The organism is Paraburkholderia aspalathi (assembly GCF_900116445.1).
Lineage (GTDB): Bacteria > Pseudomonadota > Gammaproteobacteria > Burkholderiales > Burkholderiaceae > Paraburkholderia > Paraburkholderia aspalathi.
Window position 1 is genome coordinate 88,098 of sequence record NZ_FPBH01000025.1, and the last position, 15,318, is coordinate 103,415.

At 62.1% G+C, this 15,318-nt stretch carries 15 protein-coding genes; 11 read left to right on the forward strand and 4 right to left on the reverse strand.

Features of this window, described 5'->3' with window-relative positions:
* Positions 1-14: 14 nt before the first annotated feature.
* Positions 15-722, reverse strand: a complete 708-nt coding sequence (locus BM438_RS31245; RefSeq protein WP_093642792.1) for a GntR family transcriptional regulator — start codon at positions 720-722, stop codon at positions 15-17.
* Positions 723-948: 226 nt separating this feature from the next.
* On the opposite strand from BM438_RS31245, the gene BM438_RS31250 reads away from it, so the two are divergent.
* Positions 949-2,433, forward strand: a complete 1,485-nt coding sequence (locus tag BM438_RS31250; RefSeq protein ID WP_208620729.1) for an MmgE/PrpD family protein — start codon at positions 949-951, stop codon at positions 2,431-2,433.
* Between the two features lie 97 nt (positions 2,434-2,530).
* The gene (locus tag BM438_RS31255; RefSeq protein WP_093642795.1) at positions 2,531-4,021 is read left to right on the forward strand and encodes an MmgE/PrpD family protein; all 1,491 of its coding nucleotides are present in this window, start codon (positions 2,531-2,533) and stop codon (positions 4,019-4,021) included.
* Positions 4,022-4,048: 27 nt separating this feature from the next.
* On the opposite strand, the gene BM438_RS31260 is transcribed toward BM438_RS31255, so the two are convergent.
* Positions 4,049-4,969, reverse strand: a complete 921-nt coding sequence (locus BM438_RS31260) for a LysR family transcriptional regulator (protein WP_093642798.1) — start codon at positions 4,967-4,969, stop codon at positions 4,049-4,051.
* A gap of 104 nt (positions 4,970-5,073) precedes the next feature.
* Here BM438_RS31260 and BM438_RS31265 point away from each other — a divergent pair, with 104 nt between their 5' ends.
* Genes BM438_RS31265 through BM438_RS31280 form a run of 4 tightly spaced genes read left to right on the forward strand, consistent with a single transcriptional unit; the run spans position 5,074 to position 8,642 of the window.
* Positions 5,074-6,357 (forward strand): aromatic ring-hydroxylating oxygenase subunit alpha, encoded by a 1,284-nt coding sequence (locus tag BM438_RS31265; RefSeq protein WP_093642801.1) that lies wholly within the window; start codon positions 5,074-5,076, stop codon positions 6,355-6,357.
* On the forward strand, positions 6,354-6,854 hold the full coding sequence (locus BM438_RS31270) for an aromatic-ring-hydroxylating dioxygenase subunit beta (protein WP_093642804.1): 501 nt from the start codon (positions 6,354-6,356) through the stop codon (positions 6,852-6,854). The genes BM438_RS31265 and BM438_RS31270 overlap by 4 nt, the downstream gene beginning before the upstream one ends.
* A gap of 40 nt (positions 6,855-6,894) precedes the next feature.
* A complete protein-coding gene (locus BM438_RS31275) occupies positions 6,895-7,287 on the forward strand; it encodes a tautomerase family protein (RefSeq protein ID WP_093642807.1) in 393 nt (130 codons plus the stop codon).
* A gap of 38 nt (positions 7,288-7,325) precedes the next feature.
* A complete protein-coding gene (locus BM438_RS31280; RefSeq protein ID WP_093642810.1) occupies positions 7,326-8,642 on the forward strand; it encodes an MFS transporter in 1,317 nt (438 codons plus the stop codon).
* Positions 8,643-8,649: 7 nt separating this feature from the next.
* On the opposite strand, the gene BM438_RS31285 is transcribed toward BM438_RS31280, so the two are convergent.
* A complete protein-coding gene (locus tag BM438_RS31285; protein WP_093642813.1) occupies positions 8,650-10,140 on the reverse strand; it encodes a PAS domain-containing sensor histidine kinase in 1,491 nt (496 codons plus the stop codon).
* A 252-nt stretch (positions 10,141-10,392) separates the two neighbouring features.
* Between BM438_RS31285 and BM438_RS31290 the strand changes: the two genes are divergently transcribed.
* From BM438_RS31290 to BM438_RS31310, 5 genes are read left to right on the forward strand one after another with little or no spacing between them, the layout of a single operon-like run.
* Positions 10,393-11,574 (forward strand): acyl-CoA dehydrogenase family protein, encoded by a 1,182-nt coding sequence (locus BM438_RS31290; protein ID WP_093642816.1) that lies wholly within the window; start codon positions 10,393-10,395, stop codon positions 11,572-11,574.
* 48 nt (positions 11,575-11,622) lie between these two features.
* Positions 11,623-12,000, forward strand: coding sequence for a hypothetical protein (locus BM438_RS31295; RefSeq protein WP_054041509.1), 378 nt, complete (start codon positions 11,623-11,625; stop codon positions 11,998-12,000).
* Between the two features lie 20 nt (positions 12,001-12,020).
* A complete protein-coding gene (locus tag BM438_RS31300) occupies positions 12,021-12,536 on the forward strand; it encodes a nuclear transport factor 2 family protein (RefSeq protein WP_093642819.1) in 516 nt (171 codons plus the stop codon).
* On the forward strand, positions 12,533-13,654 hold the full coding sequence (locus BM438_RS31305) for an amidase (protein WP_093642822.1): 1,122 nt from the start codon (positions 12,533-12,535) through the stop codon (positions 13,652-13,654). Before BM438_RS31300 ends, BM438_RS31305 begins: the two co-directional genes overlap by 4 nt.
* A gap of 28 nt (positions 13,655-13,682) precedes the next feature.
* Positions 13,683-14,426: an SDR family NAD(P)-dependent oxidoreductase gene (locus BM438_RS31310; protein WP_093642825.1), complete on the forward strand. Its 744-nt coding sequence runs from the start codon at positions 13,683-13,685 to the stop codon at positions 14,424-14,426.
* Here BM438_RS31310 and BM438_RS31315 read toward each other — a convergent pair.
* Complete coding sequence (locus tag BM438_RS31315) at positions 14,416-15,078, reverse strand: response regulator transcription factor (protein ID WP_093642828.1); 663 nt, start codon at positions 15,076-15,078, stop codon at positions 14,416-14,418. The two genes, BM438_RS31310 and BM438_RS31315, sit on opposite strands and share 11 nt — an antisense overlap.
* Positions 15,079-15,318: the final 240 nt, after the last annotated feature.

Genomic DNA, 15,318 nt, shown 5'->3' on the forward strand with positions numbered 1-15,318 from the left:
AGCTTTAATACGGTCTACGGAGTCGCGATATTGCCGCTTTCAGGCACGTGATCCCATGCCTGCTCGATTGCCTGGAGCGCGCTCAACACGATCGACCGGTTCAGCGCTGCTGCAAGCACCCCATCGCGCTCCGAATACGCCTCGCAAAGTCGCTGATGATCGGCGCATGAGCGCTGCAAACGTCCCGGCAACGACGTACTCAAACGACGCAACCGGTTGGTGCGCATGCGCATCGAGTCCAGTACTTCCTTGAAAATGCCGTTACCGCACACACGGAGTTCCTCGTCGCGAAACGCGACGTTCGCCCAGAAATAGCCGTCGACATCGCCTCGCGCGGCAACTTCGGCGAGACGGCGATGAGCGTCCCAGAGCGATTGGATGTCGGCGTCGGCCGCGTGTTCGACAATCGCGGCCGACACCTGTGCGTAAAGAATCGCACGCAATTGATAGATCTCGCGCACGTCCTTCAGCTTGACTGCCGACACGCGCGGGCGGTGGCGCGGCGACCAGTCGACCAGTCCTTCGCGGCTCAACACGAACAGCGCCTCGCGCACCGGTGTGCGACTGACGTTGAACCGTTTTGCCAGATCAACAGAGTTCAGATCGTCGCCGGGCAACAATCGCCCCTCGATGATTCCGCGCGCCACCCAGTCGACGATCTCCGTGACCGGCGGCGATTCGGTGTCCCCTTCGATCTTGCTTCTGTCGACATTCTGGCTCATCGCAATTCCTCATTCGATCGGTATGGCTCCCGTGCCACCAAACCAACTCTACCAAACGGTGCCGACTCGCCCCCCTGCCTCAAGGACGGCAGGCCTTTCTCATTTCCACCAAAGTGAGCACAGTTGGCGTACGTTTCGCCAAAATCCAGCGTAATATTTGACTAGACCACCAAAAGTGTCGACACTAAGGTCTCGACACAATGCCATAAAAAGCCCCGGAGACGCCATGTTCATGGACGGAGACTTCATATCGGCACGTCGCCGGCTGCTGCGATCGGCGGGCGCGCTGGCGGCGCTATCGATCATGCCGCTGCGCGTCGCCAGCGCGGCAAACGAGGACGGCAATGAGGGCGCGAAAGGCGCCGATATCACCGGCCAGCTCGCGCGTTACATGGTGTCGGCGCGCGATACGCCGCTGCCCGAGGCGGCGATGGTCGCCTGCAAGCAGCGCATCCTCGATACGTTCGGCGCAATGGTTTCCGGCGCGCGGATGCGGCCCGGCATGATGGCGTCGAACTACGTGCACGAATTGGGCGGCGAACCGCAGGCATCGGTGATTGGATCGTCGTTTCGCACGACGACCGTCAACGCAGCGCTGGCCAACGCCATGTGCGCACACTCCGACGAAACCGATGACTTCGAGCCGGTGACAAAGGCGCATCCCGGCAGTTCAGTGGTGCCGGCGGCACTCGCGGTCGGCGAACATCAGGCACAAAGCGGCGAGGCAATGATCCAGGCTGTCGCACTCGGATACGATCTCGCCTGTCGGCTGTTGATGGCACTCGGGCCCGATCTCGTGAGAGGTTCGCATCGGAGTGCCGAGGGCACCGCTTCGACGTTCGGCTCGCTCGGTGCAGCGGCATCGATGGCGAGGCTCGACGAAACCCAGATGCGCTATGCACTTTCCTACTCGGCGCAACAGGTGTCGGGACTCTGGAGCTGGGTCAAGGACAAGGACCACATCGAAAAGGCCTTCGATTTTGCCGGCATGGGTGCGCGCAACGGCGTGACGGCAGTCGGCATGGTTCGGTCGGGTATGACCGGCGTCTACGATGTGCTTGATGGCACGCACAACCTGTTCATCGCGCTATCGACGAAGCCGAGCCCGCAAGCCATGCTCGACGGACTCGGCACCCGCTTCTACGTGACCGAAACGGCCATCAAGACTTACTCGGTCGGTTATCCGATCCAGTCGCCCCTCGACGCGTTGCTGAGCCTGCGCAAGCAGTACGGCCTGACGCCGGATAACGTGCGCAGCATCGTCGTGCGGATTCCGTCGGACGCGGAAGGCATCGTCGGCGACAGTGCGATGCCCGACGTCAACTGTCAGCACCTGGTGGCGCTCGCACTGGTCAAAGGCGCGGTGTCGTTTCGCGACAGTCACGATGTCGCGTTGATGCACGATCCGGTGATCGTCGCGCAGCGCGCGAAAGTCACCGTGCAACCCGACCAGTCGTTGATGGACCCCGCCGCGCCGCGCGGCGCCAAAGTAGAAGTCACGCTCACGGATGGCCGCACCGTAGACCACTTCACGCGCTTTCCGCCCGGCACGAAGGAGAACCCGCTGTCCACCGAGGCCGTCAACGCGAAAGCGCGCGATCTGATGGCGCCCGTACTCGGCGCGGCGAAAACCGCCAGGCTGATCGAGAGGATTAACCACCTGGAGACGCTTAAGGACATTCGCGAACTCAGGCCGTTGATCACGACATGACGTGTCCGTGCGCGAGCTCATCCAGCATCCAGCAAGCCTTGAAGGTGAAAACTGCCCTCCAGGCTATCGAATATCGAACCTGAAGGAGACAATTTTCATGTCTACGATCGACCGGCGTCATTTTCTGAAAACAGGTGCTGTGGGCGCCCTGGCATCGGCGGCCGCCAGCAAGGCGGTATTCGCTCAAGCGCCAGACGCAGCCAGTGCGACCTCCGTGCCTGTGCCCACCAACGGCGACGCCGCACGCCCGCCGAAAGTCACGCGCATCCTCGCGGAGTTTATCGTCAAGACTGGTTATCAGGACTTGCCCGCGCAGGTCCGCAAGGAAGGCGTGCGGACATTGATGAACTGGGTCGGAGTCGCTGTCGGTGGTTCGCATGACGAAACCGTGGATCGCGCGGTGGCGGCGCTCACACCGTTTTCCGGGCCGCCGCAGGCAAACCTGCTTGGCCGTACCGAGCGCTTCGACATCATGAACGCGGCATTTATCAACGGCGTCAGCAGTCACATTTTCGATTACGACGATACCCATCTGAAGACGATTATTCATCCGGCCGGTCCAGTCGTATCCGCCATTCTGGCGTACTCACAGTATCGCCCGGTGTCGGGCAAAGACTTTCTGAATGCGCTCGTGCTCGGCGTGGAAACGGAATTGCGCATCGGCAATGCCGTATATCCGAACCACTACGATGTCGGCTGGCATATCACGGGCACGTGCGGTGTATTCGGTGCGGCGGCCGCGACCGGCAAACTCATGGGCTTGAGCGTTCAACAAATGATCTGGGCACTAGGCCTCGCCGCGTCGCAGCCGGTCGGGCTGCGGGAATCTTTCGGCTCGATGAACAAGAGCTTCAACCCAGGGCGCGCGGCCGCCGATGGTATTTTCGCCGCGCTGCTGGCAGGCAAGGATTACACCAGTTCGGACGGCATGATCGAAGCGAAACGGGGATGGGCGAACACCATCAGCACCAAACAGGACTACCGCGAAATCACCGAGGGCTTGGGCTCCCATTACGAGTCGACGTTAAACACTTACAAGCCTTTTGCGTGCGGCATCGTGATCCACCCGGCGATCGACGCAGCAATCCAGCTTCGCAATCAATACCATCTGAAAGCTGAGCAGATCGACCGTATCGATTTGCGCGTGAATCCTCTCGTCATCGAACTAACCGGCAAGAAGACCCCGCAGATCGGCCTCGAGGGCAAGTTCAGCATCTATCACGCAGTGGCGATCGCCGTGATCGACGGAGCAGCGGGTGAAAAGCAGTTCAGCGACGCGAAAGTACGTGACCCGATGACGGTGGCACTGCGAGAGAAGGTAAATACCATCATCGACCCGGCGGTCAAACCGGAGCAGGTCGACATGACCATCACGCTAAAGGACGGACGCAAGCTGCATAAATTCATCCAGCACGCGATCGGCAGCACCGAAGTGCCGATGACCGATCAGCAACTCGAGAAGAAATTCTCGGATCTGACCGAAGGCATTCTTTCGCCGGATCGAACACGCAAGCTGATCGACACGTGCTGGCAAGTCGAGCAGCTGAACAGCGCCGGCGAAATCGCCCTGTCCGCGCTACCGCAGTAACTGAAAAAGCAGCAAAAGCGCTCCGTTTCACCGCTCATCAAACCGCCGCACGATATCGCCCATCAGATTGCGCAACCACACGTTGCCCTCGTCCTGATCGAAATGCTCGTGCCAATGCATCGTGACGGCCGCCATCGGCAACGTAACCGGCAACTCGTAAAGCTGAAACCCGCCATCACGATTGAAAATCTGCGCGAGACGCCGCGGCAGCGTCGCGAACAGATCGGTCACCGCCAGCACGCTCGGCAAGGCCACGAAATGCGGTAGCTCCAACGCAATATGCCGGCCCACACCTTGCGCACGAAACGCGTCGTCGAGTGCATAGTGGCTGTGCTCGACCGACGTGATCTGCACGTGCGACGCGTCCAGAAACGTCTTCATGGCCAGTTCTTTCGTGCGTGGCAGGCCGCGCCGTTTGCGTGTCATGCAAACGTAAGTCTCTTCGAACAGCGCCTGATGACGTGTGCGCGCGGTCAAGGTCGGCAGATTGCCGATTGCAAAATCGAGCCGGCTGGCGCGCAACGCATCTTCGATTTCTTCCACCGGTAGCGGCTCGATGCGCAACTTCACGCGCGGCGCCTGCCGATGCAACGCCTCGCAAATCGGCGGCAAGTACGCCAACTCGCCCGCATCGGACAGCGATAAGCGGAACGTGCGCGTGCTCACCGCGGGATCGAAGTGCTCCGCATAGCGCAGTGCTTCACGCACCGTATCCAGCGCCCGCGCGACGATGCCCGACAGTTCGAGCGCGATCGGCGTGGGCTGCATGCCGGCTCGCGTGCGAATAAACAGCGGATCGTCGAACAGGGTTCGCAAACGCCCCAGCGAGTAACTGATCGCCGGCTGTGAAAGTGCAAGCCGCTGACCGGCCCGCGTGAGGCTGCGCTCCTCGACGATCGCCTGGAAAACGCGCAGCAGATTGAGGTCGACGTGGTCTAGCGAATTCATCAAGATATCCATGAGATTGATTTTATATTTTATTTTAGATCAATTTGACGCATATCAGTCGCTCAGCGAGACTTTGCTCCATCGACCACCCCACCTACACCACGATGAGCGATTCCTCATATCAGACCGTCGACGCGAGCGCCTTGTATCAGCGCGCGCAGTCCGACCGCGTCGCCCCCTCGCTGTACTACGACCCGGCGGTCTTCGAAACCGAACTCGAGCGCATTTTCTACAAGACGTGGATCTGGGTCGCGCACGAAAGCGAACTGCCGAATCCGGGCGACTTCCGCACCACCACGATCGGCCGTCAGCCGGTGATCGTGGTGCGCGACAAGAGCGGCGCCGTCAACGTGCTGCAGAACCGCTGCCGCCATCGCGGCGCGACGGTCTGCGAACAGCACAAGGGCAATGCGAAAGGCTTCACGTGCCCCTATCACAGCTGGACCTATGGCCTCGACGGCGCATTGCGCGCACTGCCCTACGGCGACGGTTATGAAGGCGTGATCGACAAGACCGAGTTGCCGCTCGCCAGCTTGCGCGTGGGCATCTATCAAGGTCTGATCTTCGCGAGTTTCAATCAGGAGATCGAGCCGCTCGAAGATTTCCTCGGCGGCGCCAAGCCGTGGATCGACCTCTTCATGAAGCAAGGCGCGGGCTATCCTATCAAAGCCAACGGCGAACATCGCTTCCGCTTTAACGGTAACTGGAAGATCCAGCTCGAAAACACCACCGACCTGTATCACTTCCCGGTCGTCCACAAGTCGTGGATGAAATCGATCGACGACGAAACCGCCGCGGCGATCACGAGCTTCATGACAAGCGACGAAGCCTTCTGCCGCTCACTCGGCAACGGCCATAGCCTCGCCGTGCTGGTGCCGGAACTCGTCGATCTCGACAAGGACGACGGCGCACCGATTCCTGAACGCTTCCAGGAACTCGCCGCCACGCTTGGCGAAAAGCATACGCCCGACGAAGTGCGCCGCATCGTGCGCTCGCTGATGGGCGTCGGTTTCAACCTGAATCTGTTTCCGAACCTTGCACTCTCGATGGCGTTTTTCCGCGTGCTGCGGCCCATCTCCGCAAACGAGACGGAAATCCGTCACGTCGCACTGGCCATGGACGGCGGTCCCGACGAAGCAAACCGCGTGCGTCTGCGCATTCACGAACACTTCCAGGGTCCGTTCGGTTTCGGCAGCCCCGACGACGCCGAAGCATGGGAACGCGTGCAGCGCGGCTCGCATGCCGGCCCCGATCTGCCGATCCTCGTGAACCGCGGCCTGAATCGCGAGAGCACCGCGCCGAACGGCGAAAAGACCGCACACGCTACCGACGAAACCGGGATGCGCGAAGCGTACGCGCAATGGCGCACGATGATGGAGCAAGCATGATGGATGACAGGAACACGCTGTTCTCGCAGAAGACCTTTGCCGGAGCGATCGAACTCATCTGGCGCGAAGCCGAACTGCTGGACCGCAAGGACTATCACGCGTGGCTTTCGCTGTGGGACCCGGCAGGCTTCTACGTGGTGCCGATCGATCACGACACCATCGACTTCGCCGCCACGCTGAACTACGCGTACGACGATCAGGACATGCGCGAAAAGCGCGTGCAACGCATGACGTCCGGCTATTCGGCCTCGGCGAGCGACGCCGCCCGCACAGTGCGCACGGTCTCGCGTTTTACGCTGTCGAGCGATACGAGCGACGAAGTCGAGGTGAGCTCGGCGCAGGTCATCGTCGCGTACAAACGCGGCAAGTCGACTCTGTTCGCGGCGGATCTCACGCATCGCATCAGTTTCGCGAGCGGCGAGCCGCGCATCGTGCAGAAGGTGATCCGCCTGATCGATTCGACCGAGGCGCTCAGCGCGATCGGGTTCCTGCTTTGAGCCCTGCCGTGATCCCTGAAAACGCAAGCGAAGCAAAACAATGCCCACATTAGAGGTTTATCTACCGGCCGGTCACGCAGAAGCGCGTAAAGCGCAACTGATTGCAGGCCTCACTCAGGCCACTGTCGACGCGATCGGCGCACCCGTCGAATCGGTGCGAGTTCTGCTGAGTGAATTGCCGCCGCACGATTTCGGCATCGGCGGCTCGAGCGCAGCGGATCGTGCAGGCAGCCGCGCATCGCTGCTCGTGATCGTCGCGATCCTGATTGCGGGCCGCACGCCCGCGCAAAAGACCGCGCTGATCGCCATGCTCAGTGAAACGAGTGCTGCTGTGCTCGACTCGCCGCTCGACGCCACCCGCGTGATGATCAAAGACATTCCGAATACCGACTTCGGTATCGGCGGCCAGACCGCGAAGTCACTCGGGCGCTAGCGTCCCTTCCCCCCACAAGCGAACCAGCGAGCACGACGATGCCAAACGACACGCTTTCTCCCTCGGCCGTATCAGCCGCCACGCCAGCGGCGCCTGCGACCTCGCGGACACTGCGGCGGATAATCGTCGCCTCCGTGATCGGCAACGCGCTCGAGTGGTATGACTTTTTTCTGTACGGCACGGCCGCGGCCCTGATCTTCGGGCCGTTGTTCTTCCCGCTGCACGGCGACCCGCTGATGGGCACCCTCGCCGCGTTTGCGGGCTTCGCGATCGGCTTCCTGGCGCGGCCGCTAGGCGGCATCGTGTTCGGGCACATCGGCGACCGGCATGGCCGCAAACGCGCGCTCGTCGTGACGCTGATGATGATGGGCGTCGCGACCTTCGGCATTGGCCTGTTGCCGACGTTCTCGCAGATCGGTTTCCTCGCGCCTATCGCGCTCATCTGTTTGCGGGTCGTGCAAGGCATCGCATCCGGCGGCGAATGGGGCGGTGGCGTGCTGCTCATCAGCGAGAGCGCACCGGCGAATCGCCGTGGCTACTACGCATCGTTCAGTCAGTTGGGCGTGGCGGGAGGCTTCGTGCTGTCGGCGGCCGCGTTCTATCTGGTGCAGCGGCTGCCAGTAGAGAGCTTCATGTCGTGGGGCTGGCGCCTGCCGTTTCTCGCTAGCGTGCTGATCTTCGGCGTAGGTGTCTATATTCGCCGAAGCCTGCCCGAGAGCCGCGACTTTACCGCGGCCAAACCGAAGCACATGCCGGTGCTGACCGTGCTGCGCAATCACCCGAAGCAGGTATTGCAGGCCATGGGGCTGCGTATCGCCGAAAACGGCGGCACGTATATCTTCCTTTCGTTCGTGCTGGTGTACGGCAAGACGATCGGTGTGCCGGTCTCGGTGATGCTCGGCGGCGTGATGCTCGCGATGTTGCTCGAACTCGCCACGATCGTGCTGTGGGGGCGGCTATCGGATGTGATCGGCCGGCGGCCGGTGTATATGATCGGCGCGCTCGGCCTCGTCGTGATCGCGTTTCCCGCGTTCTGGCTGATCGATACGCATGAACCGTTGCTGGTGTTCCTCTCGCTCGCATTAGGTTTGCCCTTCTGCCACGCCGCGATGATCGGTACACAGCCCGCGCTGATGGGTGAACTCTTTCCCACCGAGGTCCGCTATTCGGGCATGGCGCTAGGCCATGAAATTGCCTCGGTGTTTTCCGGCGGACTCGCACCTCTCGTCGCTATCGCGCTGTATTCGAAGTTCCATGCGCCCTGGCCAGTCGCGTTGATGCTGATCGGCTTCGGCCTCATCACCGCGATCACACTCGTGACCATTCCGAAGAACATCAACACGGCGCATGACTGAAATGCGATCAGCCGGCGGGAGCGGCCACAATCGGCAGCGTGAAGCTGCATTGAAGCCCGCCCTGCCGCGCCGGTTTGGCCCAGATTTCGCCGCCATGCCGCGTGACGATGTTTTTGCACAGCGACAAACCGATGCCGTTGCCGCCCGCCTTCGACGAAGAAAACCCGTCGAACAGGCGGCCGTGCGCTTCAGCAGGCACGCCCGGGCCGTTGTCGATGACCTGTACGAGCGCGTATTTTCCGCGCAGGCTGGTGACGAGGCGCAATTCACCGCGCCGCGCAGCGGCATTCAGGCATTCAGTCAGCGCCTCGATCGCGTTGAAGGCCAGATTCAGCACCACCTGGCCAATCAGCACGCGCTCGCAATACACCGGCAAGACTTCCGGTGCCTGCTCGATCGTGACCGCAACGCCTGCGTCTCCCGCGCGCAATTCGATGAAGTATGCGACGTCCGCGACGACGTCTCGCAAGTCCGCCTGGGTCTCGCTCGGCTCCCGCTTGACAATGTAATCGCGCACGCTCTTGATGATCACCGCCGCGTGCTCGGCCTGGCGATCAGCGCTGCGCAGGCCCCACAATGCATCGTCGATGGGACCGGGTTGGCCGAGCCGCAGAATCGCGCCCTCGATGAAATTGCGCACCGCGGCGAGCGGCTGACTCAACTCGTGCGCGATGGCGGTCGCCATTTCGCCCATCGCGTTGTAGCGCCCCGCGTATTCCAGCAGCCGTGCCTCGTTACGGCGCGCCTCTTCGATAGCCACTTCGTCCGTGATGTCGCGAAAGTGCAGGAGGCGGCCGTTGAGGTCGTCTTCGATCTCGATTCGTCGGCAGGTGATGCGCAACCAGCCCGGCGTGCCGTCGCGGCGCGCGATGCGATAACGCTGCGGTGGCGAAGGCTGGATGCGCGGTGCGGTGGCGAGCTGTTCGAGCAGCCGGTCGCGATCCGGCTCGCTGCAATAGTCGAGCACGTCGCCCATCGGCGCGCCCTCTTCCAGACCCAGCACACGCCGTCCGGATTCGCTGACGAACTCCACTTCGCCCGCGGGCGTCAGTACGGCCACGCCCTCACCCAGATCCTGCATGAACTCGCGCAGCCGCGACTCATAGCGCCGCAGCGTTTGCTTGAGCGTGTCCTCGACGCTGATGTCGCGAAACTGCACCATCACCACCGCACGCTCCTGCAAAGGCACGTAGGTTGCAATGGCTTCGGACAGCATGTCGGCGCCCGTGCGCGAACGGTAACACCACTCGTAGACCTGCGGACCTTCCGTGATCGCACGGTCCATGGCCCCGACGCCGATCTCGCGCCGATACTTCGGTACCGGCCGGGTCATGTCTTTCGCCTTGAGCGGCAGCATTTCCTCAAGCGTGAAACCGAGCGCCTCGCAAGCTGCCCGATTGGCCCACACGATCGCCTTCGTTTCGGCGTCGTGCAGCAGCACGCACAGCGTCAGCGCGTCGAGCAGGCGGTGGAAATCTTCTTCGGCGGGGAAATTCATCGGGCGAGGCTGCACAAAAGTTCGATCGCGTACGTGGAGGAACATAACACCAGTCGGCATGATTCGCGTCTGAAGATTTCTTTAGATACCCCCGGCGCCGTACCTAAAAACACGTCTTGCGTCCCAATTGAAGCGTTCTTTTTGCATTTCTAGACTGGCTTCACCCTGCACGCGCCGTCGTCGGCGTCTTTGCCCGTGACCGAAACGTGCCTCGTGTTCCAGCCGATAACGAATCAAGGAGATGCCCCCGCCATGTCAGACACCGCCATCGACACTGTTGCCGCCGTCGCAGAAGCCAGCCGCGATGCAGCGCGCTTGCCGCTCGCCGACGTCATCGTCGAAATCGCCGCACGGCGCGAAGAGTTCGATCGCCTCTCGCATGTGCCGCGCGATGTCATCGCCAAACTCAAACGCGCGGGTGTGTATCGCGCGGCAACGCCTAAGCGTTTTGGCGGCGATGCGCTCGCGCCTACCGCGTTTCTTGACATGATCGAACGTATCGCGGTAGCGGACGGCTCAGCCGCCTGGGTCGCGAGCTTCGGCTCGGCGAACGTGTATCTCGCGGCCTTGCCGCTGGCCACTCAGGCGCAGATCTACGCCGACGGTCCCGATCAGGTGTTCGCAGGCGGTCTCTTCCCGGTACAAGCCGCTCAGCCCGCCGACGGCGGCTGGCGTGTGAACGGTACGTGGAAATTCGCGAGCGGCTGCAAGGGCGCGGATTGGCTTGGCGTGGGGATTGGCGCGGCCGGCCCAAGCGCTGGCGTGCCCGGCAAACCGCGCACCGCCGTGTTCCGTCCGCATCAGGTCGAGATCGTCGAGAACTGGGATGTGGTCGGCATGCAAGGCACCGGCAGTCACGACCTGCGCGTCACCGATCAGTTCGTCACTGACGACTGGACCTTCGTGCGCGGCGGCGAACCGTGCGTGGACGAACCGCTGTATCGCTATCCGACCATCGCCTACGCCGCGCAGGTGCTGGCCGTAGTCAATCTCGGCCTCGCACGTGCAGCGCTCGATGTTGCCAACCAGATGGCCGGCGGCCGCAAGACGACAACCGGCGCGCCACAACTCGCCGACCGCGCGTACTACCGGATCGAACTGGCGAAAGCCGAAGCCCAATTGCGTTCGGCCCGCGCATTCTTCTACGACACCACTGACGACGTCTGGCAATCGATCCTCGCCGGCAACCCCGTTACACCCGAGCAGACCAGCCTGCTGCGGCTCGCCGCGACGCAGATCGCCCGCGAAGGCGCCGACGTCGTGCAGCGCGCCTACCGGCTCGGTGGCACGATGGCGATCTATCGCTCGCATCCGCTGCAGCGCCTGGTGCGCGACGCAATGGTGGTCACCCAGCATGCGTTCCTCGGCGAGGGCAACTTCGACGGCGCCGGTGCGGTGTTCGTCGGCGTGCCGCCGATTCCGGGCTACCTGTAAGCCATTTTCTGATTTTGCTGTTCAAACGATTTCATGGAGAACCACACAATGTCCGATAACCCGAACCTGCCCTTGCGCGTTCTGTTCTGCTGCGGCGTGACGCAGAATTTCTTCGACTTGCCGCGCGAGAAAATCGGCGAAGTCTGGCAGGCTTACGGCAAGATGCTGGCTGCCGTCGAATCGATGGACGGCGTTAGCGTGCTCGGCATCATGGACGACGACCGCCTGACTGTCGGCAATGCCGACAACTCGCCGTGGACCTTCTACATCATGGCCGACGTGCGCGACTTCGATACCGCCGTGGCGGTGTGCAATCTGTACCGCACCACGCCGGTCGGCGAATACAACCTGTGGCGCTACGGCAAGATCGAAGCACGCGTTGGCCGCGCGCTGCAAGTGCCGCCGCAACACGCCAACGCGGCTTGAACGCGCGGGAGCATGATGCGATGAACGAGAACCCGGATACGCTTGTCAGGTTGACCGAACGGCTTGCCGCGCTCGAAGCCGAATCCGCCGTGCGCCGCACGATGGCGCGCTATATGGCGCTCTGCGACGTGCCCTCGGGTGCGCTCGAGGGCGAGACGCTCGCGGCCCTCTTCGCTGCCGACGCGATCTGGGAAGGCATCGGCCCGCAGTACGCGAGCAAGTTCGGCCACCTCACCGGTCACGCGGAAATTCTCGCGATGCTCACTCGCTACTTACCGCCGTCACCGCATTTCTCGGTCAATGTGCATTTCCTCACGTCGGAAACTATCGAGGTTCAAGGCGCAAGCGCGAAGGGCCGTTGGATCATGCTGCAAGCGTCCGGCTATGTCGACGCGCAAGCTGAGTTGATCTCGGCGCGCCTCGACGTGGATTTCGTACCCGCCGACAATGGCCACGATTGGCTCATCACGCACTTTCGCACCGAACGCCTTTTCGATGCGCCCTGGCAAGTCAACGCAAGGAAACCGAACCCATGAATGAGTTTATCCAGACTTTGTCGTTAGGCGGCACAGGCCCCAGCATCGCCATCAAGGACACGATCGATATCGCCGGCTATGCGACCACGGCGGCGAGCCGCGCATTGGCCGACGCACCGCCCGCGCAGCAGCACGCGGAAGTCGTGGAGCGCTTGCTCGATGCCGGCTGGCACATCGTCGGCAAGGCGAATATGCACGAGCTCGCGTTCGGCATGACGGGTATCAACGATTACACCGGCACACCGCAAAATCCCCAGGACGCCTCGCGCATTCCTGGCGGCTCGTCGAGTGGATCGGCGGCGGCCGTTGGTTTGAAGCTTGCGGATGCCGCGCTTGGCACGGACACCGGTGGTTCGATTCGCGGCCCCGCCGCGTGTTGCGGCGTAATCGGTTTGAAGCCGACTTTTGGACGCGTCTCGCGGCGCGGCGTCGCACCGCGTGAATCGACGCTCGATTGCGTCGGGCCGTTCGCGCGCGAGATGCAGATGATCGTCGCCGCGATGCAGGCGATCACCGCCGACTTCGACACGCAGGCGGCCCAAGTTTCAGGAAGCGGCGCGTGGAACGTCGGTATCGTGCAGGTCGACGCAGCGCCGGAAATCCTTAAAGCCGTCACGCGCGCCGCGGACCAGGCCGATTGCACCGCTCGCACGCTGGAACTTGCAGGGCTTGCCGCCGCCTTCGCAGCGGGCCTCGCGATTATCAACGTAGAAACTTTTCATGCGTTCGGCCATCTCGTGGCAAGTGGCAAGCTCGGCGCCGATCTCGACGCACGGCTGCGCGCCGCTGCGAATACAACCGCGGCGCAATGCGAGGCGGCAGAGTCGGTGCGTCGACAATTCACAGCCGCTGTCGATCACGCGCTCGAAAGCGTCGATGTGTTGATTCTGCCCACACTTCCCGCGCTGCCGATCACGCTCGACGAGGCACGCGGCGGCACTCCGGTCATCGCCATGTCGTCGTTGATCCGACCGTTCAATCTGAGCGGCCATCCGGCACTGAGCTTGCCCTTGCCTATCGATGGCTCTCCGCTTAAGGCAGGCTTGCAGATCATCGGACGCAAGGGGGCGGATGAACAGGTGTGCGCGATTGCGGCGCGATTTGAAGCCGCGATTTGAAGCCGCACCTCTCACGGAGTAAAAAGCAATGCAGAAAAGAGTCGTACTCGTCACCGGCGCCGCGCGTGGTCTTGGCGCCGCGATTGCCACACGCTTTCATGCAGCGGGTTATGCGGTCGCCATCGGCGACATTGCGTTCGATGCCGCACAGGCCCTCGCCCGCGATCTGAGCGCGGACGGCTCGAGCGCCTTAGCACTGAATCTCGACGTCACCTCGAAGAGCGCATTCGAATCCGCACGCGATGCGATCCTGCAACGCTGGGGCCGCATCGACGCGTTGATCAACAACGCGGGCGCATCCAAAGTCGTATCCGTGATGGAGATCACCGCCGAGCAGTTCGATCAGGTGATCAACGTAAACCTGCGCAGCGTGCTGTTCGGCTGTCAGGTGTTCGGCCAGCATTTCGCCGACGTCGGCGCAGGCCGCATCGTCAATATCGCCTCGCTGGCGGGACAAAACGGCGGATCGGCCACCGGCGCGCACTATGCGGCAGCAAAAGGCGGTGTCATTACATTGACCAAGGTGTTCGCACGTGACCTCGGCGCAGCGGGCGTGACCGTCAATGCGATTTCGCCTGGGCCGATGGATCTGCCGATCGTGCACGAGAGCGTCGCGGCCGACAAACTGAAGGCGGTGATCGCCAACATTCCGGCGGGACGTCTGGGCTCAGCGGACTATGTCGCCGACGTCGCGGTCATGCTGGCTGCTGAGAACGCTTACTTTGCAAACGGCGCATGCTGGGATGTGAACGGCGGCCTGTTCATGCGTTAGTGCCCGACGCGGCCGCCTCCTGATCCCACACCGCCATGACGTCACGCACCAGCATCGCGATAGACGCCGCGCCAAGTTTGTCTTTGATGCTTGCGCGATGCACGTCGACGGTCTTCACACTGATGGACAGATCGGAGGCGATACGCTTGCTGCCCTTACCGTCGATCACGCCCCGCAGCACTTCTTTCTCGCGTGCCGTGAGCGACGCCAGGCGCTTGCGTAACTCGCGCTGCTTCTGATCGGCAGCATGACGTTGCGACGCGAGTTTCAACGCACGCTGCACGCGATCGAGCATCTGCTGCGAGTTATACGGCTTCTCGACGAAGTCAATTGCGCCATTCTGCAAAGCCCGCACCGACATCGGAATGTCGCCATGACCGCTGACGAAAATGATCGGCAGCGTCGCACCTCGACGGTTCAACTCCGCTTGCACGTCGAAGCCGCTTTGCTCCGGCATGCGCACATCGAGCACGAGGCACGCGGGCACGTTCGGATCAAACGCGCTCAGAAATTCACTAGCGTTAGCAAAGCCTGCCGACTTCACGCCGACCGACTCGAGCAGCCATGCGAGCGAGGTACGCATGCCGTTGTCGTCGTCGACGATATAGACGATCGGTGCGAGGGACGGAGCGGACTGAGGCTGCTGGGACATGGCGTCTGTGGAACGGTTCGGGATGGGTGCGATTCGCAGCGTCTTGCGGGTTCATGATAACCAGTGGAAAAAGCGCTGCAAAGCGATAATTACCCTGTGGCGGCGATAAAAATCGCTCATACGCTGCACCATGCAGACAGGCATTGGGGAAACCTTTAGACGGACTGGGAAAGAGGCCTCTACGCGCACCGCTCGCGCTGATTTTTTTCCGCGCGTGGATTGATTACGCTTGAATCCAGA

Coding starts and splice junctions, on each gene's coding strand:
- BM438_RS31315 (WP_093642828.1), bottom strand. CDS start 15,078: ATGTCCCAGCAGCCTCAGTCCGCTCCGTCCCTCGCACCGATCGTCTAT.
- BM438_RS31265 (WP_093642801.1), top strand. CDS start 5,074: ATGAGCGATTCCTCATATCAGACCGTCGACGCGAGCGCCTTGTATCAG.
- BM438_RS31260 (WP_093642798.1), bottom strand. CDS start 4,969: ATGAATTCGCTAGACCACGTCGACCTCAATCTGCTGCGCGTTTTCCAG.
- BM438_RS31290 (WP_093642816.1), top strand. CDS start 10,393: ATGTCAGACACCGCCATCGACACTGTTGCCGCCGTCGCAGAAGCCAGC.
- BM438_RS31270 (WP_093642804.1), top strand. CDS start 6,354: ATGATGGATGACAGGAACACGCTGTTCTCGCAGAAGACCTTTGCCGGA.
- BM438_RS31250 (WP_208620729.1), top strand. CDS start 949: ATGTTCATGGACGGAGACTTCATATCGGCACGTCGCCGGCTGCTGCGA.
- BM438_RS31295 (WP_054041509.1), top strand. CDS start 11,623: ATGTCCGATAACCCGAACCTGCCCTTGCGCGTTCTGTTCTGCTGCGGC.
- BM438_RS31310 (WP_093642825.1), top strand. CDS start 13,683: ATGCAGAAAAGAGTCGTACTCGTCACCGGCGCCGCGCGTGGTCTTGGC.
- BM438_RS31255 (WP_093642795.1), top strand. CDS start 2,531: ATGTCTACGATCGACCGGCGTCATTTTCTGAAAACAGGTGCTGTGGGC.
- BM438_RS31275 (WP_093642807.1), top strand. CDS start 6,895: ATGCCCACATTAGAGGTTTATCTACCGGCCGGTCACGCAGAAGCGCGT.
- BM438_RS31285 (WP_093642813.1), bottom strand. CDS start 10,140: ATGAATTTCCCCGCCGAAGAAGATTTCCACCGCCTGCTCGACGCGCTG.
- BM438_RS31300 (WP_093642819.1), top strand. CDS start 12,021: ATGAACGAGAACCCGGATACGCTTGTCAGGTTGACCGAACGGCTTGCC.
- BM438_RS31280 (WP_093642810.1), top strand. CDS start 7,326: ATGCCAAACGACACGCTTTCTCCCTCGGCCGTATCAGCCGCCACGCCA.
- BM438_RS31305 (WP_093642822.1), top strand. CDS start 12,533: ATGAATGAGTTTATCCAGACTTTGTCGTTAGGCGGCACAGGCCCCAGC.
- BM438_RS31245 (WP_093642792.1), bottom strand. CDS start 722: ATGAGCCAGAATGTCGACAGAAGCAAGATCGAAGGGGACACCGAATCG.